We start from the raw sequence: 25,920 nt of genomic DNA on the forward strand, positions 1-25,920 counted from the left end.
CAATTCGCTCGACTTGCATGTATTAGGCACGCCGCCAGCGTTCGTCCTGAGCCAGGATCAAACTCTCCAATAAAGTAGTGTTTGACTTGCTCATAGTTGTTTCATTTTTTACTATATAGTACTTTTTTGTTAATCGAAATTAACGTTGGCACGCTTGGTTTTGTTTAGTTTTCAAAGATCATATATTCATCGTTTCCCTCAGAAGCGACTTTATTAATTTAACACATTCGCCTTCTCACGTCAACCCCAATTAAAGAAAAAGTTTCCTTCAATCTAAATGAATTCTCTATCCATTTATAAGTGACTTATAAGCGACGAATTACAATATAACACCTTGAAAATGATAAGTCAACAACTTACTTTAAATTATTTCACCTAAATTCATATTCAATTAAACATATGCTAAGTTAAGCTTTATTGTGCTTTAGGGTAGCTCGCTTACCTTCTTACAAAGTTTGCCCTATCAACACTAGTTTGTAATCTTCCCTTAAAATTCATTTTGCTATCTTAAATAATATCTCCATCAAAATCTTTGTTCTCTCTTTTAATGCTCTTTCCTTTATGGTATTCCCCACTTCTTTTTGACTTTCTTTTTCTATCATTGCATTTGTATATTCCAATTCATTGATTAAGATGCTCTCTAGCTCCATTCGTTCTTTTTCCTTAAACATAAAGTAAATCATGTTTTCCTCCATCTTTTTTCTACATTCTTTCTAATATTTTTGTTTTCTAATCATTTTCAATAGGGACAAAGCATAGACTTGTCTCAAGAGAAAATGTGATCGAGGAGGTCATTATGAATCAAATACATGTTTTCCATATTAAAAAGATTAAGCAAATTGCCTTAATCATGGTAGCAGCATTTTTTACAGCAGGTATATTATATGTTGAAAATGTTTTAAATTATCCTGTCTTTTCTACAGCAGATGGACCAAAAGCAATTTATAGAGGTGATGCTGGCAACAAGGATATAGCTTTAACCTTTGATATAAGCTGGGGTGATGTTAAAGCCGAGGAAATCCTAGATACTCTCAAAAGTCAGAAGATAGATAATGCAACATTTTTCCTTTCCGCTTCATGGGCTGAAAGACATCCTGATGTTGTAAAACGTATTATAAAAGACGGACATCAAGTTGGTAGTATGGGCTATAACTTTAAAGATTATAGAGATCTTGAGCCACAGGAAGTCAGAAAAGATCTAAATATGGCGCAAGAGGCTTTTACTAAACTCGGCTTAAAAGATATCACTTTATTAAGACCACCTAGTGGGAGCTTTGATAAAGAAGTCTTAACTATAGCCCAGCAGCAAGGATATTCAGTTGTACATTATAGTATAGATTCAGAAGACTGGACGAACCCTGGTGTAGATGTGATCGTTAAAAACACTACAGCTTCTATTAAAGGTGGAGATATTGTCCTGTTACATGCTTCTGACTCAGCAAAACAAACAGTTAAAGCCCTACCTTCTATCTTAAAGGAGATAAAGAGCAAGGGGTTAAATAATGTAACTGTAGGAGATATTATCTCAAATGCTAAAACTAAATCTTCTGAAGTCAAATAAATATTATGTAACTCTTAGATTATTCTCGCATGATTTGTATTGAAACAAAAACCCATTTTGCTCCACCCCAATACAGGCAACAAATATTGAAACCATAAAAAAGCACTGCTTATACGTATATATTTCATACGTATAAGCAGTGCTTTTGCTATTATTTTGGATTTGTGAATTTTGGCAGCATTAATAACTGATATGCATTACATATTTGAATAGGTATTAACATAAGTAATAGCCAATTCTCTTCATTTACCCTTAATGCTGGAAACCATTCGATTGATGTGACTACTACCATAAAAAATAGAGCTGGAATAAATGCTTCTTTATTAGTATCTTTCTGCTTAAAGAAGGCAACAATTATACCTACTAAAAATACATAAAGAGCTATACCGAGATATGGGAGTAAAGTCTCTGTTTCATTTGCAAATAATTGAAAACGAAAATAAACTAAATCAAATAGAACAAATAGAATTAAAACGACTTGAGCGATATTCCATAAAAACACAGAACGGAAAATTCCTAATCCAAATCTATGTATAGTTAAGTATGCAAAAAAGCCCATCTGACTTATCACACTAAATATTAATCCTACTCCAAATAACCAAAATAGAATTGAAAGGATTTCAATTATCTCAAAGTTAATAAATAGGTCTTTATATTCTGCCCATTTAAGGACAAAACCTATAATACCTGAAGAAATTCCACCTATAAGTAAAGTACTTAAAAAGAAACGCACCCAATTTCGACTTTTCACTTCAATATCCTCCATCTCATTACTACACTTGATTTTACCAATCCTTTCGTAAAAAAGCCATATGAGAAGCATTTTCCTCGTATAATTTCTTTTATCTAACTAAAAAATATAGCTATAAAACGTAATTTGAAAGGAGCAAAAATGACCATGAAGAGATACACGCTCCTCATGATTTCCACGCTTTTATTGCTAGGCATCTTCACATCAGGCTGTGCACCAAGGGAAGAATCAGGCAGTCAGATGGATTATGAACAAACAAAGAAGATGGTCGTTGATATATTAAAAACAGATGATGGTAAAAAAGCGCTACAAGAGGTTATGAAAGATGAAGAAATGAAGCAAGTATTAATTATGGATCAAAGCATTGTAAAAGAAACCATTGAAACAACATTAACATCTGAAAAGGGTACAAAGTTTTGGCAAAAGGTATTTGAAGATCCAAAGTTTGTTGAAAGCTTTGCAACAAGTCTTAAAGGTGAGCACGAAAAAGTGATTAAAGACTTAATGAAGGATCCAGACTACCAAAAAATGTTAATAGATCTTTTCCAGGATCCTGAAATGGAAAAGAGTATGATAACTGCTGTGAAGAGTCAAGAATTTAGAAAGCATCTACAGGATGTTATTATGGAAACCTTATCAAGTCCTCTTTATAAAGCCAAAATTCAGGAAACACTTCTAAAAGCTGCAGAGGAAGCTGGTCAACAAGCCGGAGGCAGTCAGCAAGCTGAAGAAGAAAGTGGTGGCGGAGAAAGTGAAGCTGGTCAAGAGCAAGGTGGTGAAGGTGGCGGTAGTTAAACTGCTCTTTTTAAGTTTTCTTATCCTTAGCCAAGAACTTAAAGAGGCTGAACCATAATCAAAGCAGTCATACAAAAAGACGAATAAATCTAAAATCAGTTAAGCTGAAAGAAACAAGTTCGTTCCATTGCGCTGCAGACACTCGCTTTCCACTAGTTTTTAAAAATAGTTACAAAATCAAAAAATCTAATGAAGACTGCAAATAAAAACCCGAACTATTAGGCGAGTGATTAATTGAAATATCACCTAATAATTCGGGTTTATCATTAACTTTAATACTTATGTCCCAGAGTAATATTAAGTCACTTTATTATTTAACAGGTATAATGCCTAAAACCTGCTTACCAATTTCTTGATAGATCTTACCTATTGGATGGTCTTCTGCATAAACAGAAGGAGCAAAATCATCATCATTCCAATCAGGCTGTTGAAGTGGAATTTTACCTAATAAAGGGACTCTAAGCTCTTCAGCTAATTTTTCTCCTCCACCTCGACCAAATACATATTCTTTTTCTCCAGTTTTAGCACTTTCGAAATAAGCCATATTCTCTACAACACCAACTACTTCATGATCTGTTTGTAAAGCCATAGCCCCAGCTCTAGCAGCAACAAATGCAGCAGTTGGATGTGGAGTAGATACAATGATTTCTTTACATGCAGGTAGCATAGAGTGAACATCTAATGCAACATCACCAGTACCTGGTGGTAAATCTAGTAGAAGGTAATCTAATTCACCCCATTCAACCTCATTAAAGAAATTATTTAACATTTTCCCTAGCATTGGTCCTCTCCAGATAACAGGTGCATTATCTTCTACGAAAAAGCCCATAGAAATCACCTTTACTCCAAATCTTTCTACAGGAAAGATTTTTTCTCCTCGAACGACAGGTCTTTTTGTAATGCCCATCATATCAGGTACACTAAAGCCGTAAATATCTGCATCGATAAGGCCGACCTTTTTCCCTAAGCGTGCTAATGAAACAGCTAAATTAACAGAAACAGTTGATTTACCTACTCCACCTTTTCCACTTGCTATTGCTAGGAATGTTGTTTTTGAGTTTGGTGATAAAAGGGAATCTGATTTCTCTTCTGCTGGATCTTGATATGCAGCGATTGTACTTTGTGGTAACTCATGAAAGCGAAGACCTACAGATTCAGCTCCTGCTTCCTTCACTAATGCTACAATGTTCTGTTGAAGCTGAAGCTGCTCAGCTGTATTTAATTTAGAAATACCTATTTTAAGGCTAACATGTGCCTTTTCTTCTTTAATTTTCACTTCTTCTATGGCACTTAACTCATCTAATGATTTATGTAAAAAAGGATCTTGAAGTTGTCCGATAATTTTACGTAATTCTTCTTCTCTTAGCATGTTAACCACCCTTTATGGATTCGTTTTCATCAGTATAACATATAATAATCGATTGGTAGAAAGACAAAGGTTTGGTTTGGGAGTTTATTCAGGTGGATTTTTCTCATTTGTAAAATAGCGCATAACCCCATTATAGATTGAAGCTGCTATCTTATCTTGATAGTCCTGTGTTGATAGTAATCTTTCTTCTTCATGATTTGATAGAAAGCCTACTTCAACTAAAGCGCCTGGTTTATCTATATTTCTAAGAAGGTATATACCGTCAATTGGTTTAGCAACTCTCTCTGTATTTTCTAAATTACTACGAAGTTCATCCTGTATATATTTTGCTACATTTTCATTTTCAACAAACTTACCATGATAAAAGGTTTGAGCCCCGCTCCATTTTTCAGACGGAATCGCATTTAAATGTATGGATAAAAATAGATCAGCATTAGAATCATTGATAATATTCACCCGGTTTTTTAAATCCTCAGCTTTTCTTCGGCTATATCCTTTTGTATCTTCATCAGCTAAATCTACGTCTTCTTCTCTAGTTAATAATACAAGTGCACCTTGTTCTTGTAAGTAGTCTCTTAATACTAAAGAAATACTTAAAGATATATCTTTTTCCAATGTATTATTACCTACCGCTCCTCCATCAGGTCCACCATGTCCCGGATCAATATAAATGACTTTACCACTTAAAGGTAGGTTCCAGGATTCCCATGAACGGTTATCAGTAATTTGCCATTGAAATAATAAAAGTAATACTATAAAACCACCAATAAAACCAAACCATTTGATTTTTTGCTTCATCTTATTCCCTCCTGCTCGTCCTCTCTTAAAATATATGGGACAAAGAGGAGGAATATGATAAAGAAGTATTCCATCTATCTACTTTAATGTAATCTTAGCTTATATCTTTTTTCACCCTTTAAATAACCTTGCTTCCACCAATTATGAACAAAATACTCACAAGCAATATAGATTTCATCAAATGAAATATTTTGATCATTCATCTTCCCAAAATTAAGAAAGTAATCAAACATTTCATCGATAATCTGCCTTTCATCTAACTGGCATCTTTTATTCACTTGATTCATTGATTCCCCTAAATAACCAAACTTACTGTACTTAGCACCCAACAAAAAGGATTCAATAGCAAAATCCACACAGCCATCTTCAATTACAGGCTTTTTGATAATGTTTGAAAAACCACCAAAGCAAGTATCTATCTCAGCTTTGATTTCTGCTAAAGATAACTCACGAAGCATTCTCTTCTCATACTTAAGTTCTTTTTGGTGCCTCTTCTGCTTTAAAGAAATAATTTCATTCATATCAAAGTCCTCCCTTAAATGTATTGTTTAACAGTCCGAATTTATCATTCGTAAAATCTTTTCCAATTTCATCTAAAGAAGGTGACTTTGTTGGAAGGTAAAAGTAATACGACCTTTCCTATAAAAGTTGTAAGAGCTAGGCTGTAAAGATCTCTGAGAATAGGCTGCTACAAAGTACAAAATCTATAGAAATAATTCATTTCCCGCGAAATGATTATTTAGAGAATTCAACACTTTTTCATTACATAATCTTTTTGAAATTAACTAAGAATACCTATAGACAATATAGGAGGCAATTATGGAAAAGACATCAAACTCTAATAAAGCTAGCAACAAACAAAATAAATCCACATCAGGTAATATGAAATGGTGGCAACTTTCATTAATTGGGATTGGTTGTACAATTGGAACAGGATACTTCCTAGGATCTAGTATCGGAATAAGTGTGACAGGTCCTTCTATTGTATTTTCCTTTCTTTTAGCTGCATTAGGAACATATATTGTTTTTAATGTATTAGCTAAAATGACTGCAGCGGATCCACAAGATGGTTCATTTTGTTATTATGCTGGACAGGCTTTCGGTAAGTGGGCAGAATTTAGTTCTGGATGGAATTATTGGTGTTCAAATATCTTAATAATGGGAAGTCAATTAACCGCACTAGCTATCCTTTCCCAGTTCTGGTTTAAGGATATACCGCTTTGGGTATTTGCAGCTGGTTATGCAATCCTATCTATTCTTGTGGTTATAACGGGAACAAAAGGCTTTGATAAGTTTGAAAATGTGTTTGCTGTTATAAAATTTTCGGCAATTCTTATGTTTATTATTTTAGCGATAGCAGCCTTATTTGGATGGATTGATGGTGATACAAATCCTACTGGTTTACCTAAATCTGCAGGAGAAATATTCGCTGGTGGCTGGAAGGGATTTTGGGCTTCACTTATTTACGCCTTTTATGCATTTGGAGGAATTGAAGTAATAGGGATCATGGCGATGCAACTTGAAAAAAAAGAAGATGCTCCTAAATCAGGGAAAGTCATGTTGATCGCATTAACCTTTGTTTATGTCTTATCATTAGGACTAGCTGTCACTTTGGTAGCAACAGACGCTTTTCATGCAGAAGAGAGTCCATTTGTAACGGCTTTAACAGAATATAATCTTGCCTTTTTTCCTCATGTGTTTAACGGGGCAATTATTATAGCAGGCTTTTCTACAATGACTGCAGCTTTATACGGAGTTACTAACCTGTTAGTTACATTATCTGAAGACGGTGATGCTCCTAAGTTTTTTTCTAAAAAGCTTAAGTTTAAGGAGCTTCCATTGCCATCTTTAACACTCGCTGCAATTGGATTATTAGCTTCCATCATTACAGCATTATTATTACCTGGGAAAATATACGAATATATCACAACAGCAGCTGGGATTCTAATTTTATACAATTGGTTTTTCATCATCATTTCTGCCATGCGTTTATTAGAACAATCCTTCTTGAAAAAAGCTTTCTCTATTCTTGGTCTCCTTTTAATTGTAGCCGCTATCACAGGAACATTATTCGAGAAGGCTGTTCGACCTGGTTTTTTTGTAAGCATCTTATTTGTTGGTATAATTTTAACAATATGCTTGTTTATGAAAAAGAAATGGAAAAAACCTGAAAATAAAATTCGATATTATTAAAAAAGATAATCACCTAAACAAAGAACCGCAAGTTAATATTAATTGCGGTTCTTTCAAGTTTTGAATTAGAATAATTGAATATTTCTCTCTTCACACTCTAGTAAGGTTTCCTCATTCCAAACAGATGCCTGCACTTCCCCTATATGAACCTTCTTCAATAAAAACATACATAATCTTGATTGACCAATTCCACCCCCTATGGTTTGAGGGAGGATTCCGTTGATGATCTTTTGATGAAAGTACAAGTTTTCACGTTCCTCAGCATCTGAAACCTTTAATTGTTTGAGAAGAGTTTCTGAATCTACCCGAATCCCCATTGAGGAAATTTCAAAGGCTCTTTGTAATGTAGGATTCCAAACAACGATATCACCATTAAGTTTCCAATCATCATAATCAGGTGAACGTCCATCATGTTTTTCTCCAGATCGTAAAACTCCACCTATTTCCATAATGAATACAGCACCATATTTCTTTGCAATCTCATCTTCTCGTTGCTTTGGATTAATGTCTGGATAAAGATCTTCAAGCTCTTGTGTTGTAATAAAGTAAATATCCTCTGGCAAGGTAGCATCTAAGGCAGGATGGAACTTTGACATGTGTAACTCTGTTGCTTTAATTGCTTGATAGATCTTTCTTACTTCACTTTTTAATGTATTGATGTTTCGATCTTCTTTATTAATTACTTTTTCCCAATCCCATTGATCTACATATATTGAATGAAGATTATCGAGCTTCTCATCTCTTCTGATGGCATTCATATTTGTATAAAGTCCTTCTCCAGTAACAAATCCAAATTTCTGTAGTGCAATCCTTTTCCATTTTGCAAGAGATTGAACAATTTCAATCCTTGGTTCTTCAATATCTAATGCAGTAAATGATACCATTCTTTCTACACCATTTAGATTATCATTTATGCCTTTTCCGCTCGGTACAATTAATGGAGAAGAAACCTTTGTTAAGTCTAAAAATTCAGATAACTTAGATTCAAAAAAATCCTTTACCTCGTTGATTGCTATTTGTGTATTCATTATGTCTAATGTTGATTTGTAACCAGCATATACCGTCGTTGATTTTGTCATATTATCCTCCCAAATGTTCTCTTATTAAAAGCCCTGCAATTTCTATTTTTAAAGGACCAAAATCACATTATGTAAGACAAATTCCAAATGTTACAAGTAACGAGCTGGAAAACATGCACACTTCATCTACTACAAATAGATCAACACAAATATTGGTTATTTGTCATAGTTAAATTCTACGTTCATATAATTGTACAAGTTATAAAAAGCGATGGTTAGGGGCGTGGGTTTTATTGAGTGTTAGTATCTTAATAAGTTATATCTTTCTTGGTCTATCATTAGCTGCTCCAATAGGACCTGTTAATTCTGTCCGTTTAGATAAAGGAATTAAAAATGGCTTTTGGCATGCATGGATCGTTGGGGCAGGTTCGATGATTGCTGATGGATTTTTTATGCTATTTGTTTATCTAGGAATGGTTCACTTTTTAGAAATTCCAATTGTTCAAATCTTTTTATGGCTTTTTGGAGGATTCATTTTAATTTATTCAGGAATTGAAAGTATAGTAGGTTCAAATAAGGTCCAGTTAACTGTTACTAGGAAAAAGGATTCACTCATAAAATGCTTCCTCACAGGATTCATTATGTCTATTACCAGTCCGCTATCCATTCTTTTTTGGTTAGGAATATATGGATCTGTTTTAGCAAAAACAGCACAAATGAATGGTACAAGCCAATTGTTAGTATATAGTTGCATGATCTTTGTTGGTTTAACATTATGGGACCTATTTGTTGCAGCTTTAACAACAGGCTTTAGAAAATACCTTAATGATGGCAGTCTTAAAGTCATTTCGATTATTTCGGGCTTATCTTTACTTGGTTTTGGTGGTTACTTTGCCTATCAAGGAATTCTAGCATTATTCGGATGATAATAGCCTAGTTAACATACATATTTAATATAAAAGCTCTTAACCTATTGGCTAAGAGCTTTAACTTTATTTCTCTATCTTCTTTTTCGGAATCGGCTTAAAGTATAAACCAAGTTCGCGCTTTTCTTTATTCAACGATATATAAAGAGATATCATCATTAATACAATGATAAAGGAAAAAGGAAAAGCTGCTATAATTAATGCATTTTGTAGAGCCTGTAATCCACCACTATATAATAAAATTAACGCAACAGTCGACTGAGCAATTCCCCATGTTAATTTAACTGAGTTTGGTGGTGTTAACGAGCCGTACGTTGTTTGCATTCCTAATACAAAAGTTGCAGAGTCTGCTGATGTAATAAAAAATGTACTTATGAGTGCTATCGCTATAATAGATAAAATAGTTGCTGCTGGCATTTGGCTAAAGATGGCAAATAAAACCTCTTCTGTTGCAAACTTTGTTAAATCAATAATTTCTGCCTTTTGAATCTCAATTGCTGATGTACCAAATGTGGCAAACCACACAAAGCTGACAAGAGCTGGAAATAAAAGTACTCCTACTAAAAACTCTCGAATCGTACGTCCTCTTGATACACGAGCAATAAAGATCCCAACAAATGGTGACCATGAAATCCACCAAGCCCAATAAAAGATTGTCCAACCATTAATCCAGTTACGATGCTCTTCATTTAAAGGAGCAATTCTAAAACTCATTTGAGCAAGATTTTGAATATAACTTCCAACTGTATCGGTAAAAATGTTCAGAATAAGAATTGTGGGGCCTATAAAAAACATCATGATAAATAAAGTTATGGCTAAAACCATATTTGTGTTACTTAAATATTTAATTCCTTTACCTAAACCTGACCAAGCTGAAATCATAAATAAGATTGTTACGATTGCTATAATAATAAATTGAACAGTAAAATTATTAGGTATCCCAAATAAATAAGATAATCCTCCATTTATTTGTGCTGCTCCAAAACCTAAAGTTGTGGCAACACCAATAACTGTAGCAAAAACGGCTAATACATCAACTACTGTACCAAGTGGCCCTTCCATACGTTTGCCTAGTACAGGTTTTAACGTAGCAGATATTAAACCTGGTTCATCTTTACGAAACTTATAATAAGCTAAAGCTAAAGCTACAATTGCGTATATTCCCCATGCATGAATACCCCAATGAAAAAATGTATACCTCATAGATTCTTTAAAGGCTACCGAAGTTCCACCTTCTGATAAAGGAGGACTCATAAAATGTGATAATGGCTCAGCAGCTCCCCAAAACACAAGACCAATACCCATACCAGCACTAAAGAGCATAGCAAACCATGTACCTTTTGAATATTCAGGCTCTTCATCTGCTTTACCTAATTTAATTGTCCCAATCGGACTAAAGATAAGAAATATACAAAATATCACGACAATCGTTACTAATGTTAGATAATACCACCCGAAAGTAGAAGTAATAAATGATTGTATATTTGCTGTAATCTCTTCAAAACTATCAGGTGCTGACACACCAAATATAACAGAAGCTAAAACAATCGCTAAAGTTATCCAAAAAACACTAGAAATTTTCTTCATAAACTTTCTCCTCTCCTTGCTAATTTGAACATGAATATAACCTAAAGTTAATAAATACATTTACCCTATATATTCATTCATTAAACTTAGTATACTTTTATGTGAAAAATTAGTAACTATGAATAGGTTATATTAAGAAACATTAGGACTATCTATATTACACTATATTTGGAACTTTAAAAAGGACCCGCAAATAAAGATTGGTAGTCCTTAAATTTAAAATTAACATTTTGAGAACTAAAATGTTTTACGTGCTCCTTTAAGACCGGATTTTTCATAAATATAAAGTAACTGAGGATAAAACCATTGGTGATAAGCTTATTTTATAGGGGTATTTTTGCATTAGGTTGTTTTCGCAAACTTTGTTGCTATAAAACAATATTCTTTTTGTATATTTAGATAAAAATCCAACAATCTTACAGAAAGAGCCTTTCATTAAATAAAGGTGTGGATAATATATCATTAGATGTTAGCGTCTTTTAATGACTTTTGAGAAATGTCTTTCAAAGGTCTTTTTAGTGTATTTTATATTTACATATAGATTTAATTTTTATTAATGGTACATTGTAATTAAGTACAATTTACGAGGTGTGGCAATGGTTAGATCCTTCTTTTTCATGATAACGCTCTTAAGTTTATTAATAAAAAGCACCATTATGAATGTCTCATTATTTAATGAATGGAACGTGTTAACTCTACTATATGATGCGTGTACGTATACAGTTATTTTAGTACTCGTTTCTCTTCTTTTTAAGAAACTAAAACGATGTATGTATCTGATCCTTAATTTTATATTAACTACTTCTATCCTTGCTACCATTATGTATTATGATTATTATCAATCTATTTTAACATTTGTTTCAATTCTTCAAATAAACCAGCTAATAGCTGTCTCGGATTCTATATATGAGTTATTTTCATGGACTTACATGATTTTTTATACTGATGTTCTAATCTTTTCTCTGTTCTTCTATTTCACCCGGCAAAAAACATCTACACACTTAATTAAGAAGGACATTTTACCGACTAAAATGTGGGTACTCACAATTTGCATCATTTCTTCCTTATTTAATATCTTTTTAAATAAATCCATTGTTAATGAGTATGAACGAGCAAAATCTTTAGGGGTTTTTCATTATCAAATGGTTACTTTTTGCTACGATAACTATGTATCTGTTGTAGGTCATCCAGCATTTGATCCTGCAGTTCTTAAAAACTTAGGTATAGAAGGCATAGAAGAAGAAAGCAAAGATTTTTTTGGTGTGGCAAAAGGAATGAATGTGATCGTGGTTCAACTTGAAGCGTTTCAACAATTTCCAATCGGATTAATAGTTGATGGTCAGGAAGTGACACCTCATTTAAATGAATTTTTAGCAGAAAGTCTATCATTTGATCACTTCTATCAGCAGATCGGCAAAGGAAATACGTCAGATGCTGAGTTCATAGCAAACACATCAATTTACCCAGTTGGAGATCGGCCTATTTCTGAACTCGTTTCTTCGAAAGAAGTTCCATCTTTACCTAGACTTTTAAACGATTTAGATTATACGACTACAACCTTTCATACGAACGACCTTGCTTTTTGGAACCGTGACGATCTCTATCCTGCTTTAGGCTTTGATCAGTATTATGACAAATCGTTTTTTAAAGATGAAGATTTCATTCAATTTGGTTCTTCAGATGAAATCCTATTTAGAAAATCAGTAGAAGAGTTAGCGGACATTCATGCTAAAGGTGATTTATTTTATGCTCATCTTGTGGCCATGTCGAGCCATCACCCATTTACATTACCTAAGGAAAAATACAAACATATCATTAAACTACCAGCACGTTTTGATGGAACGATGGTTGGTAAGTATTTGGAAGCAACTAGTTATACAGACTATGCTTTTGGACAATTATTAAATAAATTGAAAGAGAAAGGGTTATATGATTCAACTCTAATAGCCGTGTACGGCGATCATCTCGGGTTAAACCCTGAAACAAAACGAGACCACCAATTAATGAAAGAGCTACTTGGTCGAGAGTATCATTCTCTTATTGATAAGTATAAAGTTCCATTTATCTTGCATGTTCCTTCTCTTTCAGCTTCCAATGTCTATCAAAATACAGGTGGTCAAATTGATATCATGCCAACTCTGTTAAATCTTCTTGGTATCGATGTCAACGTGCAGTCAATGCCTTTGTTTGGTAGCGATTTAATCAATTCATCCTCGAATCTAGTAGGAACCCGTTATTATACGCCAACAGGTACGTATTATAATGAGGACTATTTGTATATGCCAGGGAAATCGTTTGAAGATGGAACCTTTATTGATTTAGATACACTTGAAGTGCACCCGGCTACGTCTTTTTCTAATGATGAATATCAGCGTTTGCTAAAGTTATTAGACGCTTCAGATTCTTATTTTTATTCGTTAGAAAGGTGAAATGGAACTGTTGATGCTTGTTTAAATCCATGGAGACTAGACAAGATATAATGGTTCTTTATGGATTTATACTCACTCACAAACTTCATCAAACTACTAATCAAGGATAAGACATACCACCTGCTTCCCTACTTTTGAAGCAGGTGCAAGAATTAAAGAAATACAGGAGCGTGAAGGACACTCAGATACTAAAATAACAATGAACATTTATATACATGTTACAGACACAATCATTTTTATGAGTTAAATTCGTCATTAACATTATGAAGCCCATTAGTGCTGACAGCGGACAAATTTCAGAAGTACATTGAGCTATGTTTTTTCAGGGTGTATGCGGTCAAAAAAAACTCCGTGATCAAAAGGACTTTGCGAATACAAAAAAGACCCCCAAGCCAAAAGCCTGAGAGCCTTGAAAATCTTTTGTATTAACGTTTTGAGAACTGAGGTGCTTTACGTGCGCCTTTAAGACCGTATTTTTTACGTTCTTTCATACGAGCGTCACGAGTTAACATACCAGCACTTTTAAGTGATGCACGGTATTCTGGATCTGCTTCTAATAAAGCACGAGAAATACCATGACGGATAGCACCAGCTTGACCAGCATATCCACCACCTGAAACATTTACAAGAACATCGTAGCTTCCTGTAGTTTCAGTTATGTTTAATGGTTGTTTAATATCTTCGATTAAAGCTTCTGATGGGATATAGTCTTTAATTTCACGACTATTTACAACAATACGACCTTCGCCAGGAACTAAGCGTACACGTGCTACTGAGCTCTTACGACGGCCAGTACCGTAATATTGAACTTGTGCCAAATTAATAACCTCCTTTTTAATTATCCGCGAAGTTCGTAAACTTCAGGTTGTTGAGCTTGGTGTGGATGTTCACTACCAGCATATACATATAATTTTTTACCGATTTGACGACCTAATGAACCTTTTGGAAGCATCCCTTTAATTGCTAATTCAAGCATTTTTTCAGGGTAGTTCGTACGCATTTCCAATGCAGTTCTAGATTTCAATCCACCAGGGAATTGGCTGTGACGGTAGTAAATTTTATCAGTTAATTTTTTACCTGTTAATTCGATTTTCTCAGCATTGATAATGATCACATGATCACCAGTGTCAACATGAGGTGTGAAAGTTGGTTTATGTTTGCCACGTAGAATTGATGCAATTTCACTTGAAAGACGACCTAAAGTCTTGCCTTCAGCATCAACTACGTACCATTTACGTTCGATAGTAGCAGCGTTAGCCATAAACGTTGTACGCATGTGTTTTCCTCCTAAATAAATAATATAAGATGGTTCCTATTCTATTTCATAACACGATAAGTTTCCGGGGCTTATTCGTGGGGTTGAAATACATACCATTAGATATGATATACTTTAAATAAGCGAATGTCAAGAACATGTTACACCTGGTTTAGTTGTCATAGTAAACTTTCCATAAATATAATCCATGTCCTGGCACTGTTTTCCCACTTAATCGCCTATCCCGTCCCTTGAAAATAGCGGGAATATCTTCAACAGATTTAATTCCTTGTCCAATTTCTAATAAAGTTCCTACTAAAATTCTTACCATATTATACAAAAATCCATTTCCAATAAAACGAAAAATAATATTAGTATCTTCCTTGATTACTTCAATAGAATATAACGTTCTAACCTTATCCTCTACCTCGGTTTTTGCCACACAAAAGCTTGTAAAATCGTGTGTACCTGATAAAAGGTCACAGGCTTTTTTGATAGATTGCAAATCTAATTCATAAGGATAATGAAAACAATATTTTCTTTTAAAAACATCCTGAATTTTATCTTGATTAATTATATAACGATATTCCTTTTTAACAACATCAAATCGAGCATGAAATTCAGGGGCTACATAAGCAGCCGACTTAATCACAATATCCTCTGGTAATAAGCTATTTAATGCAAATGGCCATCTATCTTCAGGTATACGTAATTTAGTTTCAAAATGAAAAACCTGTCCCACTGCATGAACACCTGCATCAGTTCTACCTGAAGCAAATATTTTTATTTTTTCACCTTTATGAAGCTTTGTTAAGGCATCTTCTATTTCACTTTGTACCGTTCGTTTATTTGGTTGAACTTGATATCCATAAAATTGTGAACCATCGTAAGATACAGTGCACTTCACTTTCATCGACTTGCTCCTATGTTCGTAAATATAGTAAGACTATCCCTAATGCTACTAACATGATCATCATAATAGTATCTAAACCTGTCCATTGTAACTGTCTAAGCTTTGTTCTTCCTTCTCCACCTTTATATCCTCGTGCCTCCATAGCTGTTGCAAGCTCTTCTGCGCGCTTAAAAGCACTAATGAATAGTGGAACTAGTAAAGGAACAACTGCCTTAAAACGGTCCTTTATAGGGCCACTAGTAAAGTCTACACCTCTAGCCATTTGTGCTTTCAATATTTTATCAGTTTCCTCCATAAGTGTAGGAATAAACCTTAAAGATATTGACATCATTAAAGCTAGTTCATGAACTGGTAACCCAATCTTTTTAAGGGGACCTAGCAAGCTTTCCATACCGTCTGTAATTTCAATTGGTGTTGTCGTCAACGTTAAAATAGTTGTCATTAAAATTAAATAGAGAAAGCGCAATGAAATAAATATCCCCTGCTTAAGTCCTTCTTCATAGATTGAGATAAAACCTAGTTGAAATAATAGCTCTCCCTCTTTTGTAACAAATAGATGCAAAACAAATGTAAAAAGGATAATCCAAAGAACAGGCTTAAGACCTTTAACTAAAAATCGGATAGGCAATTTAGTTAATGCAACAATGGTTATTGTGAAAATCCCCAGTATCAAATATGTGAACAAGTTATTCGCAAAAAATACAATGAAAACAAATGCAAATATTAATAATAATTTTGCTCGTGCATCCATTCTATGAATAAGAGATTGACCAGGAACATATTTACCAATAATGATACTATCCATCATTGAGAATCCACCCCTTTTATAAGAGATGTAATTTGTAATACAGTCTCTTCTAAGGTTAGAGGAATTTCATTAAACGTAATACCCTTCTCTACCAATTTTTTTTGTAGCTTAATTGTTTCAGGTAAATCAAGGCCTAATGATGATAGTTTCTCTGCCTGGTTAAATATCTCTCTCGGAGTTCCTTTCATTTCAACAGTACCTTTATGCATAACGAATATTTCATCAGAATATCTTGCAGCGTCTTCCATGCTATGTGTAACAAGAATGATTGTTAAGTTTTGCTCCTTACGTAATCGAAAAAAAAGTTCCATCATTTCTTTTCTACCTCTAGGATCAAGACCTGCTGTAGGCTCGTCTAAGACAAGTACGTTGGGACCCATTGCTAATACCCCAGCAATAGCAACTCTTCTCATTTGTCCCCCACTTAAGTCAAAAGGAGACTTATTCAGCACTGATTCTGGTAAACCAACTATTTCTAATGATTTTCTTGCTTTTAAAATAGCATCCTTCTCACTTACACCAAAATTCATGGGCCCAAAGGCAATATCCTTTTCAACTGTTTCTTCAAACAGCTGGTGCTCTGGAAATTGAAAAACGATCCCTACTAGCCTTCTTACTTCCTTTAGGTTCTTATTCTTCTTTCCAGCTTCAATCAGATGATCTCCAATAGCTATTGATCCTTTAGTAGGTTTCAAAAGCCCATTAAGATGCTGAAGAATTGTAGACTTACCTGAACCAGTATGCCCAATAATAGATACATAAGAACCTGTTTCAATTGCCAAATTCACATCGTAAAGAGCAAGTCTTTCAAATGGAGAACGAGCCTGATATCGATGTTCTACGTTTTTGAGAGTAATGTCCATAGCTCATTCACCAACCCTTCCTCAGTAAGATGATGATTTTGTAAAGAAACACCAGCTTCTTTTAATTTTCTACTTAAAAGGAACGGAAAAGGAAGATCAAGACCAATATCAACTAGCTGCTGATCAAGCAGAAATACCTCATCTGGAGTACCCTCAGCAAATTTTTTCCCAGCATTCATTACAATCATTCTATCAGCTTTAGAAGCTTCCTCAAGATCATGTGTAATGGAGATGACAGTTAAAATACCTTGTTTATTAAGCTCACGAACAGTTTGAATAACCTCCGCCCTACCAACAGGATCTAACATAGATGTTGCCTCATCCAGTATTATCACATCAGGCTGAACAGCGATAACACCAGCTATAGCCACACGCTGCTTTTGGCCACCTGAAAGATGGTGTGGTTCATGTTCAAGGAACTCCTCCATTTTAACCTTTTTAGTAGCCCATTCAATTCTTCTAATCATTTCATCTCGATCAATACCATTATTCTCAAGACCAAATGCGACATCATCTCTAACAGTTGCACCAACAAACTGATTATCAGGATTTTGAAATACCATTCCAACATGCTTTCTGATATCCCAGATTGACTCTGATGACAATTCTATCCCACATACACGCACAGATCCCTGATTGGGAAGATATAGACCGTTTATTATCCGTGCTAATGTGGATTTACCAGATCCATTATGACCAACAATTGCTAGCCATTCACCTTTATGAACCTCAATTGATACTTGATCTAATGCAGGATCAGCTTCTTGATCATAATGAAAGGTTATATTCTCCACATTAATGATTGTTTCCTTCACAGCTCGTCTCTCCTCGTCTCTAAACCCATGCTTATCGTTGTATAGATTTATGGGTTTTGTTACACGTTTTTCTAGTTTTTCACACTATTTACTCTGTAGTTTACGAATGAAATTTTTAAGCCCATTTTCCGAAAGATTGTTACAAATTAACCTTAAGAAACTTCTAGAAACAGTAATTATTGAGTTAAAGATCCTAATCATTGAAGAAAAGATACCATTAAAGATGTTTCCTAAAGATTCTTAAAAGCAACAAAGTTCATAAAAGCAGCCATTATTATAGAAGAATAAATAAGATAATAGAATGATTCTATTATATAGGAGTTTACCGCATCATGATCTAGTAACATATTACTTCAAGCTCTTAAGCAACAAGGCTAATAATAGCAGTACTTTATAAGATTTATCTATAAATTGCCTAAAAGTATACTAAGTTTAAAACCATGATGTGACATAGAAATTAAATCTATAAAAAAAGGGCATTGATCCAGTTCTGCAACTGTCACGCCCTTGTAAAAGTATATATTAAACTAACTCAATGATTACCATTGGAGCACCGTCACCGCGACGAGGTCCAAGTTTCATGATACGAGTATAACCGCCTTGGCGATCTTCGTAACGTGGAGCGATATCACTGAAAAGCTTTTCTAAAGCATATTTCGGTTTTTCTTTTTCCTTACCTTCTGCAGTTGTAACAGCTACAACTTCAGCTACTTCATTACGCACATAAGATGCTGCTTGACGGCGAGCATGAAGATCTCCACGCTTACCTAAAGTTATCATCTTTTCAACAGTTGAACGTAATTCTTTTGCACGAGCTTCTGTTGTTTCAATGCGCTCACTGATAATTAAATCAGTCGTTAAGTCACGAAGCATTGCTTTACGTTGAGCACTTGTACGACCTAATTTTCTGTATGACATGAGATGTCCCCTCCTTCGTTGTATAATGTATGTTTTTAGATAATGCTATTTTAACATATCTATCTATTATAACATACGAAAACGCTAGTTAATGTCTAACTAGTCGTCAGTCGTCTTTTCGAAGACCTAAACCTAGTTCTTCTAATTTTGCCTTAACTTCTTCAAGAGATTTACGACCTAAATTACGAACTTTCATCATATCTTCTTCTGTTTTGTGAGCAAGCTCTTGTACTGTATTGATACCAGCACGTTTTAAACAGTTGTAAGAACGAACCGATAGGTCTAATTCTTCAATCGTCATCTCAAGAACTTTTTCTTTTTGATCTTCTTCCTTCTCGACCATTATTTCTGCATTTTGAGCTTCATCAGTTAGCCCTACAAAAATGTTAAGGTGTTCAGTCAGAATCTTTGAACCAAGAGCGATTGCTTCTTTAGGCCCTGTACTACCATCTGTCCAAACGTCTAACGTTAACTTATCATAGTTAGCGACTTGACCTACACGAGTTTTCTCAACTTGGTAAGAAACTCGAGCAACTGGAGTGAAGATCGAATCAATTGGAATCACACCAATAGGTTGGTCTTCTCTTTTGTTGGAAACAGCTGGAGTGTACCCACGTCCGCGCTTAGCTGTAAGTCTCATTCTAAAGCTAGCGTCAGATGCAAGTGTAGCAATTTTAAGATTCGGATTAAGAATCTCTACATCACTATCATGAGTAATATCTGAAGCAGTTACATTTCCTTCACCTTGAACATCAATTTCAAGCGTCTTTTCTTCATCTGAATAGATTTTAAGAGCAAGCTTTTTAATGTTTAAGATAATCGAAGTAACATCTTCAACAACACCTTCGATCGTTGAAAACTCATGAAGTACGCCATCTATTTGGATTGATGTTACAGCGGCACCACCGTTTCGATTTTTGGTTTTTCAATTTCTATCATCTATAAACCCTCCTTCAAAACGTCGAAACCCCGGCTAGACATAGAGTTTGATTAAGAGTCTAACCGAAATTCCCCATTCAAAAGTTCCCGAATGTGCACAACAACTAAGTGATTCTGCTAGAACTTATATACTGTATCATAACCCATTATTGACAGGGATACAAAATCTATACAGAAAATTTATACACGACGACGTTTTGGTGGACGGCATCCATTATGTGGAACTGGTGTAACATCTCTGATTGCAGTTACTTCTAGACCTGCAGCTTGTAAAGAACGGATTGCTGCTTCACGTCCTGCACCTGGTCCCTTAACTGTAACTTCTAATGTTTTTAAGCCATGTTCCTGTGATGCTTTAGCAGCTGTTTCAGCAGCCATTTGTGCAGCGAATGGAGTAGATTTACGAGAACCTCTGAAACCTAATGCACCAGCACTTGACCATGAAATTGCATTACCATGAGTATCAGTAATAGTAACAATCGTGTTATTGAAAGTTGAACGAATATGTGCGATACCACTCTCAATATTCTTTTTCACACGACGTTTACGAGTATTCGTTTTACGTGCCATTGTGGGCTAACCTCCCTTTTTAATTATTTTTTCTTGTTTGCTACTGTACGACGTGGACCTTTACGTGTACGTGCATTGTTTTTAGTATTCTGTCCGCGAACTGGTAAGCCACGACGGTGACGGATACCACGGAAAGAGCCAATCTCGATTAGACGCTTAATATTTAAAGATACTTCACGACGAAGGTCACCTTCAACTTTAAGCTTATCAATTACTTCACGAATTTTTCCTAACTCATCTTCAGTTAGATCACGTACACGTGTATCTACAGAAACACCAGCTTCTGCTAATACTTTCTCAGCAGTTGGGCGTCCGATTCCGAAAATATAAGTTAATGAAATGACAACACGTTTGTCACGTGGAATATCAACACCTGCAATACGAGCCATTAAGCTTGCACCTCCTTATAGATTAACCTTGTTTTTGCTTATGTTTAGGATTCTCACATATAACCATGACTTTGCCTTTTCTGCGAATGACTTTACATTTTTCACAAATTGGTTTAACAGATGGTCTGACCTTCATGATTTTAATACCTCCTTAGTAGTACGGAGTGCTAATTATTTAAAACGGTACGTAATTCTGCCACGAGTTAAATCATATGGAGATAATTCTACCGTAACTTTGTCTCCAGGTAAAATACGGATGAAATGCATACGTATCTTTCCAGATACATGTGCTAAAACTGTATGACCGTTCTCTAGTTCTACTTTAAACATTGCATTTGGTAATGTTTCAATAACAGTTCCTTCTACTTCAATTACATCGTCTTTCGCCATTGAACTGTTCTCCCTTCATCAAATCAGTAACTTGCTCATAGACAAACTTAAGAGATAAATTCCTAATTGTCACACGACCTGCTTACATTATACTGTTCTGAACTTCCGGAGATACGCTATAAAAGAATTCTTGATGATGAACATCTTTCTAATTGGAGATCTTTATATTACTTTTCTCCATCAGCTATTAACGAATTCCTTATCAATCTGGCGTATACTTCTTAGCTAACCCAATAATATGCTAGACACAAGCTGTAACACACCTGGAATCGAAATTCGGTTCGTTTAAGCAATGTCACCTTCATTTAGGCTTTTGTTAAGATTTCATAGCCTGTTTCAGTAATAGCAATTGTATGTTCAAAGTGAGCACACATTTTACCATCAACTGTCACAACAGTCCAATCATCTGCTAGTGTTTTAACATAACGAGTCCCCGCATTAACCATCGGTTCAATCGCTAATACCATACCAGGCTTAAGCCTAGGACCTTTATTAGGTGGACCATAATGAGGAATTTGAGGATCTTCATGTAACTCTTGCCCGACACCATGACCAACATATTCTCTAACAACTGAAAAATTATGTTCTTCAACATAAGTTTGAATTGCATGAGAGATATTTGAAAGTCTATCACCAGGTTTCGCTTCATTAAGACCTTTATATAAAGACTCTTCTGTAACTTCTAGAAGTCTTTTAGCTCCATCTGAAATTTCACCTACTGCATATGTCCAAGCTGAGTCTCCATGATACCCATTATATTTTGCACCAATATCAATGCTGATAATATCTCCTTCATTTAATACACGATCTCCCGGTATACCATGAACGAGTTCTTCATTTACAGAAGCACAAATGCTTCCGCGAAAACCATTATACCCTTTAAAGGATGGGATTGCATCATGAGAACGAATAAAGTTTTCAGCAATTGCATCCAATTCCTTTGTAGTGATACCTGGTTTAATATGCTTTTTCAGCTCTTGATGAGTTAATGCCACTATCCGACCAGCTTCTCGCATAATATCAAGTTCGCGCTGAGTCTTACAAATGATCATGCATTTAATCCCCCAAGTAACTGATCTACATCAATAAATACTTTATTGATATCCTGTTCACCATTTATATTTTTCAAGTAACCTTTTTGGTTATAAAAATCTAATAAAGGTTGAGTTTGTTGAAGATTAACTTCTAAACGATTTGCAACCGTTTCTTCGTTATCATCTGCACGTTGATATAACTCTCCTCCACATTTATCACACTTACCTTCTACAGCAGGTGGATTAAATACTAGATGATATGTTGCACCACATTGTTTACAGATTCTACGACCAGTTAAGCGCTCCATCAGAATATCTTTATTTACTTCAATATTTATGACGTAATCTATCTTTCTGTTAAGATCTGCTAGAATCGCTTCAAGCGCATCTGCTTGAGCAACAGTTCTAGGGAAACCATCTAAAAGAAAACCTTTTTGACAATCATTCTTTCCCAAACGCTCACGAACAATACCAATGGTAACTTCATCAGGTACAAGTTCACCTTTATCAATAAAAGATTTAGCTTGTAGACCTAGTTCTGTTTCTTCTTTCATAGCAGCTCTAAACATATCTCCTGTTGAGATATGAGGGATGTTGTATTTCTCTACAATACGTTCAGCCTGAGTACCTTTCCCAGCACCAGGAAGGCCCATCAATACTAGATTCATTTGTATTCCCCCCTCAGTCTCTATATATAGAAGGAATGGGAAGAGACTCCCACATCCTCTTTATTTTATAAAGCCTTTATAATGACGTTTCACTAGCTGACTTTCAAGCTGTTTCATTGTCTCAAGAGCAACCCCTACTACAATTAGCAAACTTGTTCCACCAATCTGTGCAGATTGAGGAAGATCAGCAAACTTAATAAAGAAAACAGGAAGAACAGCTATAGCTGCTAAGAAAAGAGAACCAACAAAAGTTAAACGATATAATACCTTTGTAACATATTCTTGAGTGCTCTTACCTGGACGAATACCAGGAATATAGCCACCTTGTTTCTTCAAGTTTTCTGCCATTTGTTCAGGGTTCACTTGAACAAATGTATAGAAGTATGTGAAAGCAATAATTAATGCAACATAGATTACCATACCAATAGGCTGTGTGTAATCAAATGTTTTAGATATCCATTCAGTTACATCGTTAGGACCGAAAAATGCTGCAATGGTTGGTGGTGTAATGATAAAAGATACTGCAAAGATTACAGGAATTACACCAGCTGGATTCACCTTAAGTGGTAAATGAGTCGTGTGACCCCCACCCATATTATTTCCTCCAGAACCTTTTGCATATTGAATCGGAATTTTACGAAGTGCTTGTTGAATAAATATAACACCGACAACAACAGCTAAAATTGCCAATACTAAAATGACAACTGTTATGATACGTAAGAACAATTGATCACCAGCATCTTCAAACTGTTGTGCATAAATTTGGTTAACAGTTGAAGGAATACTAGCAACGATCCCAGCAAAGATGATAATAGAAATACCATTTCCAACACCTTTAGAAGTGATTTGTTCTCCTAACCACATTAAAAATGCTGTACCAGCTGTTAATACAATCGCAATTAGCAAGTATGTTCCTACACCAGGATTCTCGATTAACATTCCACCTGATTGAGTATTAAACCCATAAGACATACCTAACGCTTGGATAAAACCTAATATTATTGTAAAGTATCTTGTAAATTGAGCGAGCTTACGACGCCCAACATCACCTTGTTTTGACCATTCAGTGAACTTCGGTACAACATCCATCTGCAAGAGTTGAATGATGATCGAAGCTGTAATGTAAGGCATTATACCCATCGCAAGAATTGAGAAGTTATATAATGCTCCACCACCGAAAGTATTTAGAATTCCGAACACATTTAGTTCATCCTGAGCCTTTAAAACGTCAGCATTGACATTAGGAACAGGAATGAAAGTACCGATACGAAATACTATTAACATTAAAAGGGTGAATATGATCTTACTTCTAATATCACCCACGCGCATAAAATTGGAGATTGTTTTAAACATTAGATCACCTCAACTGAACCGCCAGCAGTTTCAATTGCTTCTTTAGCAGAAGCAGAGAACTTGTTAGCTTTTACAGTAAGTTTTCTCTCTAATTGACCATTACCTAGGATTTTCACACCAGATTTTACATTGCTAACAACACCTGTTTCAAGTAAAAGTTCTGGAGTAACCTCAGTACCATCTTCAAAACGATTAAGAGTCTCAAGGTTAACAATTGCAAAGTCCTTGCGGTTAATGTTCGTAAAACCACGTTTAGGTAAGCGTTGGAATAAAGGAGTTTGACCACCTTCGAATCCAGGACGAACTCCACCACCAGAACGAGCATTTTGTCCTTTATGACCTTTACCAGCTGTCTTACCATTACCAGAACCAATACCACGACCAACACGGTTACGTGTTTTACGAGATCCTTCTGCAGGTTTCAACTCATGAAGTTTCATCGGGACACCTCCTTATATATTGATGTTTCTTTTATTGTTCTTTAACTGTAACTAAGTGAGCAACTTTATTAATCATACCGCGAATCGCAGGATTATCTTCTTGAACTACAGTTTGGTGTAACTTTTTTAGTCCAAGTGTTTTAACAGTAACTCGTTGATCTTCAGGACGACCAATCACACTGCGAGTGAGGGTAATTTCTAACTTATTCGCCATCTTGTTCCCTCCTTATCCTAACAGTTCTTCGACCGTTTTTCCACGTAACTTAGCAACATCTTCTGCACTTTTAAGTTCACTTAATCCAGAAATCGTAGCACGGATCATATTTATTGGAGTATTTGAACCTAAAGATTTAGATAGGATATCTGCTACACCTGCTAATTCTAATACCGCACGAACAGGTCCTCCAGCGATAACTCCAGTACCTTCAGAAGCTGGTTTTAAAAGAATATTTCCTGCTCCAAATTGACCGATAACTTGGTGAGGAATTGTTGCACCAACCATAGGAACTTCAATTAAGTTCTTTTTAGCATCTTCAATAGCTTTACGGATTGCTTCAGGTACTTCTTGTGCTTTACCAGTACCAAAGCCTACATGACCGTTTTTATCACCTACAACAACAAGTGCTGCAAAGCGGAAACGACGACCACCTTTAACAACTTTAGCAACACGGTTAACGGTAACTACGCGTTCTTCAAGCTCTAATTTGTTTGGATCAATACGACGCATTCTTTATGTCCCTCCTTTTGCGATTAAAATTCAAGTCCAGCCTCGCGAGCAGCTTCAGCTAGAGCCTTAATACGACCATGATATAAGTATCCACCGCGATCAAAAACGACAGATTTAACACCTTTTTCAATAGCACGTTTTGCTACTAATTCACCAATCTTTTGCGCTGCTTCAACATTGCTCTTAGAATCAAGATTATAATCTTTTTCTAATGTAGAAGCACTTACTAGAGTAACTGAGTTAGTATCATCAATTACTTGAGCGTAAATGTGTTGGTTTGAACGATATACGTTTAGACGTGGACGTGTTGTTGTACCAGTAAGTTTAGAACGAACACGAGCATGTCTTTTTTTACGTACAGCATTTTTATCAGCCTTAATAATCATTTAGGTCACTCCTTTCTTATCATC

At 35.2% G+C, this 25,920-nt stretch carries 31 protein-coding genes, 1 rRNA gene and 1 pseudogene; 6 read left to right on the plus strand and 27 right to left on the minus strand.

What is annotated here, in order from left to right:
- A 16S ribosomal RNA gene (locus tag JOC75_RS21955) occupies positions 1 to 73 on the minus strand; the annotation flags it as partial.
- A gap of 421 nt (positions 74 to 494) precedes the next feature.
- A complete protein-coding gene (locus tag JOC75_RS21960; RefSeq protein WP_204956117.1) occupies positions 495 to 683 on the minus strand; it encodes a hypothetical protein in 189 nt (62 codons plus the stop codon).
- A 113-nt stretch (positions 684 to 796) separates the two neighbouring features.
- Here JOC75_RS21960 and pdaB point away from each other — a divergent pair, with 113 nt between their 5' ends.
- Positions 797 to 1,561 carry a polysaccharide deacetylase family sporulation protein PdaB gene (gene pdaB, locus JOC75_RS21965; protein ID WP_204956118.1) on the plus strand — a complete coding sequence of 255 codons (765 nt, stop codon included), beginning with the start codon at positions 797 to 799 and terminating at the stop codon, positions 1,559 to 1,561.
- A gap of 151 nt (positions 1,562 to 1,712) precedes the next feature.
- Here the strand turns inward: pdaB and JOC75_RS21970 are convergent, their stop codons facing one another.
- Complete coding sequence (locus JOC75_RS21970) at positions 1,713 to 2,312, minus strand: KinB-signaling pathway activation protein (RefSeq protein ID WP_204956119.1); 600 nt, start codon at positions 2,310 to 2,312, stop codon at positions 1,713 to 1,715.
- Positions 2,313 to 2,459: 147 nt separating this feature from the next.
- Between JOC75_RS21970 and gerD the strand changes: the two genes are divergently transcribed.
- Entirely contained in the window at positions 2,460 to 3,107 is a 648-nt protein-coding gene (gene gerD, locus JOC75_RS21975; RefSeq protein WP_204956120.1) for a spore germination lipoprotein GerD, read from the plus strand.
- A gap of 310 nt (positions 3,108 to 3,417) precedes the next feature.
- On the opposite strand, the gene JOC75_RS21980 is transcribed toward gerD, so the two are convergent.
- The 3 genes from JOC75_RS21980 to JOC75_RS21990 form a co-directional block, all read right to left on the minus strand.
- Positions 3,418 to 4,476: an Mrp/NBP35 family ATP-binding protein gene (locus JOC75_RS21980; protein ID WP_204956121.1), complete on the minus strand. Its 1,059-nt coding sequence runs from the start codon at positions 4,474 to 4,476 to the stop codon at positions 3,418 to 3,420.
- Positions 4,477 to 4,560: 84 nt separating this feature from the next.
- A complete protein-coding gene (gene cwlD, locus JOC75_RS21985; RefSeq protein WP_204956122.1) occupies positions 4,561 to 5,274 on the minus strand; it encodes an N-acetylmuramoyl-L-alanine amidase CwlD in 714 nt (237 codons plus the stop codon).
- 83 nt (positions 5,275 to 5,357) lie between these two features.
- Complete coding sequence (locus JOC75_RS21990; protein WP_204956123.1) at positions 5,358 to 5,795, minus strand: DUF2521 family protein; 438 nt, start codon at positions 5,793 to 5,795, stop codon at positions 5,358 to 5,360.
- 298 nt (positions 5,796 to 6,093) lie between these two features.
- On the opposite strand from JOC75_RS21990, the gene JOC75_RS21995 reads away from it, so the two are divergent.
- Positions 6,094 to 7,467 carry an amino acid permease gene (locus JOC75_RS21995; protein WP_204956124.1) on the plus strand — a complete coding sequence of 458 codons (1,374 nt, stop codon included), beginning with the start codon at positions 6,094 to 6,096 and terminating at the stop codon, positions 7,465 to 7,467.
- Between the two features lie 65 nt (positions 7,468 to 7,532).
- On the opposite strand, the gene asnA is transcribed toward JOC75_RS21995, so the two are convergent.
- Complete coding sequence (gene asnA, locus JOC75_RS22000; protein ID WP_204956125.1) at positions 7,533 to 8,546, minus strand: aspartate--ammonia ligase; 1,014 nt, start codon at positions 8,544 to 8,546, stop codon at positions 7,533 to 7,535.
- 233 nt (positions 8,547 to 8,779) lie between these two features.
- Here asnA and JOC75_RS22005 point away from each other — a divergent pair, with 233 nt between their 5' ends.
- On the plus strand, positions 8,780 to 9,412 hold the full coding sequence (locus tag JOC75_RS22005; protein WP_204956126.1) for a LysE family transporter: 633 nt from the start codon (positions 8,780 to 8,782) through the stop codon (positions 9,410 to 9,412).
- Between the two features lie 66 nt (positions 9,413 to 9,478).
- Here the strand turns inward: JOC75_RS22005 and JOC75_RS22010 are convergent, their stop codons facing one another.
- Positions 9,479 to 10,999, minus strand: coding sequence for a glycine betaine uptake BCCT transporter (locus JOC75_RS22010; RefSeq protein ID WP_204956127.1), 1,521 nt, complete (start codon positions 10,997 to 10,999; stop codon positions 9,479 to 9,481).
- A gap of 596 nt (positions 11,000 to 11,595) precedes the next feature.
- On the opposite strand from JOC75_RS22010, the gene JOC75_RS22015 reads away from it, so the two are divergent.
- Both JOC75_RS22015 and JOC75_RS24525 read left to right on the plus strand, forming a co-directional pair.
- Positions 11,596 to 13,428, plus strand: a complete 1,833-nt coding sequence (locus tag JOC75_RS22015) for an LTA synthase family protein (RefSeq protein ID WP_204956128.1) — start codon at positions 11,596 to 11,598, stop codon at positions 13,426 to 13,428.
- A 160-nt stretch (positions 13,429 to 13,588) separates the two neighbouring features.
- The gene (locus tag JOC75_RS24525; RefSeq protein WP_420828048.1) at positions 13,589 to 13,675 is read left to right on the plus strand and encodes a hypothetical protein; all 87 of its coding nucleotides are present in this window, start codon (positions 13,589 to 13,591) and stop codon (positions 13,673 to 13,675) included.
- Positions 13,676 to 13,853: 178 nt separating this feature from the next.
- Here the strand turns inward: JOC75_RS24525 and rpsI are convergent, their stop codons facing one another.
- The 19 genes and pseudogenes from rpsI to rplR form a co-directional block, all read right to left on the minus strand.
- On the minus strand, positions 13,854 to 14,246 hold the full coding sequence (gene rpsI / locus JOC75_RS22025; protein ID WP_146950538.1) for a 30S ribosomal protein S9: 393 nt from the start codon (positions 14,244 to 14,246) through the stop codon (positions 13,854 to 13,856).
- A gap of 20 nt (positions 14,247 to 14,266) precedes the next feature.
- Positions 14,267 to 14,704: a 50S ribosomal protein L13 gene (gene rplM, locus JOC75_RS22030; RefSeq protein ID WP_146950537.1), complete on the minus strand. Its 438-nt coding sequence runs from the start codon at positions 14,702 to 14,704 to the stop codon at positions 14,267 to 14,269.
- 151 nt (positions 14,705 to 14,855) lie between these two features.
- Positions 14,856 to 15,596: a tRNA pseudouridine(38-40) synthase TruA gene (gene truA, locus JOC75_RS22035; protein WP_204956129.1), complete on the minus strand. Its 741-nt coding sequence runs from the start codon at positions 15,594 to 15,596 to the stop codon at positions 14,856 to 14,858.
- 10 nt (positions 15,597 to 15,606) lie between these two features.
- The gene (locus tag JOC75_RS22040; RefSeq protein ID WP_204956130.1) at positions 15,607 to 16,404 is read right to left on the minus strand and encodes an energy-coupling factor transporter transmembrane component T family protein; all 798 of its coding nucleotides are present in this window, start codon (positions 16,402 to 16,404) and stop codon (positions 15,607 to 15,609) included.
- On the minus strand, positions 16,401 to 17,267 hold the full coding sequence (locus JOC75_RS22045) for an energy-coupling factor ABC transporter ATP-binding protein (RefSeq protein WP_204956131.1): 867 nt from the start codon (positions 17,265 to 17,267) through the stop codon (positions 16,401 to 16,403). Before JOC75_RS22045 ends, JOC75_RS22040 begins: the two co-directional genes overlap by 4 nt.
- Positions 17,243 to 18,082 carry an energy-coupling factor ABC transporter ATP-binding protein gene (locus JOC75_RS22050; protein ID WP_204956132.1) on the minus strand — a complete coding sequence of 280 codons (840 nt, stop codon included), beginning with the start codon at positions 18,080 to 18,082 and terminating at the stop codon, positions 17,243 to 17,245. The genes JOC75_RS22045 and JOC75_RS22050 overlap by 25 nt, the downstream gene beginning before the upstream one ends.
- Before the next feature lie 522 nt (positions 18,083 to 18,604).
- Positions 18,605 to 19,000, minus strand: coding sequence for a 50S ribosomal protein L17 (gene rplQ / locus JOC75_RS22055; RefSeq protein ID WP_146950532.1), 396 nt, complete (start codon positions 18,998 to 19,000; stop codon positions 18,605 to 18,607).
- 106 nt (positions 19,001 to 19,106) lie between these two features.
- Positions 19,107 to 19,904 (minus strand): annotated as a pseudogene (locus JOC75_RS22060) (DNA-directed RNA polymerase subunit alpha); the annotation flags it as partial.
- A 215-nt stretch (positions 19,905 to 20,119) separates the two neighbouring features.
- A complete protein-coding gene (gene rpsK, locus JOC75_RS22065) occupies positions 20,120 to 20,509 on the minus strand; it encodes a 30S ribosomal protein S11 (RefSeq protein ID WP_066330403.1) in 390 nt (129 codons plus the stop codon).
- Positions 20,510 to 20,532: 23 nt separating this feature from the next.
- Positions 20,533 to 20,898, minus strand: a complete 366-nt coding sequence (gene rpsM / locus JOC75_RS22070; RefSeq protein WP_146950530.1) for a 30S ribosomal protein S13 — start codon at positions 20,896 to 20,898, stop codon at positions 20,533 to 20,535.
- Positions 20,899 to 20,920: 22 nt separating this feature from the next.
- A complete protein-coding gene (rpmJ, locus tag JOC75_RS22075) occupies positions 20,921 to 21,034 on the minus strand; it encodes a 50S ribosomal protein L36 (RefSeq protein ID WP_003156543.1) in 114 nt (37 codons plus the stop codon).
- A 35-nt stretch (positions 21,035 to 21,069) separates the two neighbouring features.
- The gene (gene infA / locus JOC75_RS22080; RefSeq protein ID WP_010191517.1) at positions 21,070 to 21,288 is read right to left on the minus strand and encodes a translation initiation factor IF-1; all 219 of its coding nucleotides are present in this window, start codon (positions 21,286 to 21,288) and stop codon (positions 21,070 to 21,072) included.
- Between the two features lie 305 nt (positions 21,289 to 21,593).
- Positions 21,594 to 22,340, minus strand: coding sequence for a type I methionyl aminopeptidase (gene map, locus JOC75_RS22085; protein WP_204956133.1), 747 nt, complete (start codon positions 22,338 to 22,340; stop codon positions 21,594 to 21,596).
- Positions 22,337 to 22,990, minus strand: a complete 654-nt coding sequence (locus JOC75_RS22090) for an adenylate kinase (RefSeq protein WP_204956134.1) — start codon at positions 22,988 to 22,990, stop codon at positions 22,337 to 22,339. The genes map and JOC75_RS22090 overlap by 4 nt, the downstream gene beginning before the upstream one ends.
- 60 nt (positions 22,991 to 23,050) lie before the next feature.
- Positions 23,051 to 24,343: a preprotein translocase subunit SecY gene (secY, locus tag JOC75_RS22095; protein WP_204956135.1), complete on the minus strand. Its 1,293-nt coding sequence runs from the start codon at positions 24,341 to 24,343 to the stop codon at positions 23,051 to 23,053.
- Positions 24,343 to 24,783 carry a 50S ribosomal protein L15 gene (gene rplO / locus JOC75_RS22100; protein WP_146950526.1) on the minus strand — a complete coding sequence of 147 codons (441 nt, stop codon included), beginning with the start codon at positions 24,781 to 24,783 and terminating at the stop codon, positions 24,343 to 24,345. Before rplO ends, secY begins: the two co-directional genes overlap by 1 nt.
- A gap of 31 nt (positions 24,784 to 24,814) precedes the next feature.
- Complete coding sequence (gene rpmD, locus JOC75_RS22105; protein ID WP_146950525.1) at positions 24,815 to 24,997, minus strand: 50S ribosomal protein L30; 183 nt, start codon at positions 24,995 to 24,997, stop codon at positions 24,815 to 24,817.
- A gap of 12 nt (positions 24,998 to 25,009) precedes the next feature.
- A complete protein-coding gene (rpsE, locus tag JOC75_RS22110) occupies positions 25,010 to 25,510 on the minus strand; it encodes a 30S ribosomal protein S5 (protein WP_204956136.1) in 501 nt (166 codons plus the stop codon).
- 23 nt (positions 25,511 to 25,533) lie between these two features.
- The gene (gene rplR, locus JOC75_RS22115; RefSeq protein ID WP_204956137.1) at positions 25,534 to 25,896 is read right to left on the minus strand and encodes a 50S ribosomal protein L18; all 363 of its coding nucleotides are present in this window, start codon (positions 25,894 to 25,896) and stop codon (positions 25,534 to 25,536) included.
- Positions 25,897 to 25,920: the final 24 nt, after the last annotated feature.

Origin of the sequence: Metabacillus crassostreae (assembly GCF_016908395.1) — a bacterium.
Taxonomy (GTDB): Bacteria; Bacillota; Bacilli; order Bacillales; family Bacillaceae; genus Metabacillus; species Metabacillus crassostreae.

What these genes read in the sequence shown, in the direction of transcription:
- JOC75_RS21960 (WP_204956117.1), bottom strand. Translation starts at nt 683, where the DNA reads ATGATTTACTTTATGTTTAAGGAAAAAGAACGAATGGAGCTAGAGAGC.
- pdaB (WP_204956118.1), top strand. Translation starts at nt 797, where the DNA reads ATGAATCAAATACATGTTTTCCATATTAAAAAGATTAAGCAAATTGCC.
- gerD (WP_204956120.1), top strand. Translation starts at nt 2,460, where the DNA reads ATGAAGAGATACACGCTCCTCATGATTTCCACGCTTTTATTGCTAGGC.
- JOC75_RS21980 (WP_204956121.1), bottom strand. Translation starts at nt 4,476, where the DNA reads ATGCTAAGAGAAGAAGAATTACGTAAAATTATCGGACAACTTCAAGAT.
- cwlD (WP_204956122.1), bottom strand. Translation starts at nt 5,274, where the DNA reads ATGAAGCAAAAAATCAAATGGTTTGGTTTTATTGGTGGTTTTATAGTA.
- JOC75_RS21990 (WP_204956123.1), bottom strand. Translation starts at nt 5,795, where the DNA reads ATGAATGAAATTATTTCTTTAAAGCAGAAGAGGCACCAAAAAGAACTT.
- JOC75_RS21995 (WP_204956124.1), top strand. Translation starts at nt 6,094, where the DNA reads ATGGAAAAGACATCAAACTCTAATAAAGCTAGCAACAAACAAAATAAA.
- asnA (WP_204956125.1), bottom strand. Translation starts at nt 8,546, where the DNA reads ATGACAAAATCAACGACGGTATATGCTGGTTACAAATCAACATTAGAC.
- JOC75_RS22010 (WP_204956127.1), bottom strand. Translation starts at nt 10,999, where the DNA reads ATGAAGAAAATTTCTAGTGTTTTTTGGATAACTTTAGCGATTGTTTTA.
- JOC75_RS22015 (WP_204956128.1), top strand. Translation starts at nt 11,596, where the DNA reads ATGGTTAGATCCTTCTTTTTCATGATAACGCTCTTAAGTTTATTAATA.
- rplM (WP_146950537.1), bottom strand. Translation starts at nt 14,704, where the DNA reads ATGCGTACAACGTTTATGGCTAACGCTGCTACTATCGAACGTAAATGG.
- truA (WP_204956129.1), bottom strand. Translation starts at nt 15,596, where the DNA reads ATGAAAGTGAAGTGCACTGTATCTTACGATGGTTCACAATTTTATGGA.
- JOC75_RS22040 (WP_204956130.1), bottom strand. Translation starts at nt 16,404, where the DNA reads ATGATGGATAGTATCATTATTGGTAAATATGTTCCTGGTCAATCTCTT.
- JOC75_RS22045 (WP_204956131.1), bottom strand. Translation starts at nt 17,267, where the DNA reads ATGGACATTACTCTCAAAAACGTAGAACATCGATATCAGGCTCGTTCT.
- rplQ (WP_146950532.1), bottom strand. Translation starts at nt 19,000, where the DNA reads ATGTCATACAGAAAATTAGGTCGTACAAGTGCTCAACGTAAAGCAATG.
- rpsK (WP_066330403.1), bottom strand. Translation starts at nt 20,509, where the DNA reads ATGGCACGTAAAACGAATACTCGTAAACGTCGTGTGAAAAAGAATATT.
- rpsM (WP_146950530.1), bottom strand. Translation starts at nt 20,898, where the DNA reads ATGGCTCGTATTGCAGGTGTTGATATTCCACGTGACAAACGTGTTGTC.
- rpmJ (WP_003156543.1), bottom strand. Translation starts at nt 21,034, where the DNA reads ATGAAGGTCAGACCATCTGTTAAACCAATTTGTGAAAAATGTAAAGTC.
- infA (WP_010191517.1), bottom strand. Translation starts at nt 21,288, where the DNA reads ATGGCGAAAGACGATGTAATTGAAGTAGAAGGAACTGTTATTGAAACA.
- map (WP_204956133.1), bottom strand. Translation starts at nt 22,340, where the DNA reads ATGATCATTTGTAAGACTCAGCGCGAACTTGATATTATGCGAGAAGCT.
- JOC75_RS22090 (WP_204956134.1), bottom strand. Translation starts at nt 22,990, where the DNA reads ATGAATCTAGTATTGATGGGCCTTCCTGGTGCTGGGAAAGGTACTCAG.
- secY (WP_204956135.1), bottom strand. Translation starts at nt 24,343, where the DNA reads ATGTTTAAAACAATCTCCAATTTTATGCGCGTGGGTGATATTAGAAGT.
- rplO (WP_146950526.1), bottom strand. Translation starts at nt 24,783, where the DNA reads ATGAAACTTCATGAGTTGAAACCTGCAGAAGGATCTCGTAAAACACGT.
- rpmD (WP_146950525.1), bottom strand. Translation starts at nt 24,997, where the DNA reads ATGGCGAATAAGTTAGAAATTACCCTCACTCGCAGTGTGATTGGTCGT.
- rpsE (WP_204956136.1), bottom strand. Translation starts at nt 25,510, where the DNA reads ATGCGTCGTATTGATCCAAACAAATTAGAGCTTGAAGAACGCGTAGTT.
- rplR (WP_204956137.1), bottom strand. Translation starts at nt 25,896, where the DNA reads ATGATTATTAAGGCTGATAAAAATGCTGTACGTAAAAAAAGACATGCT.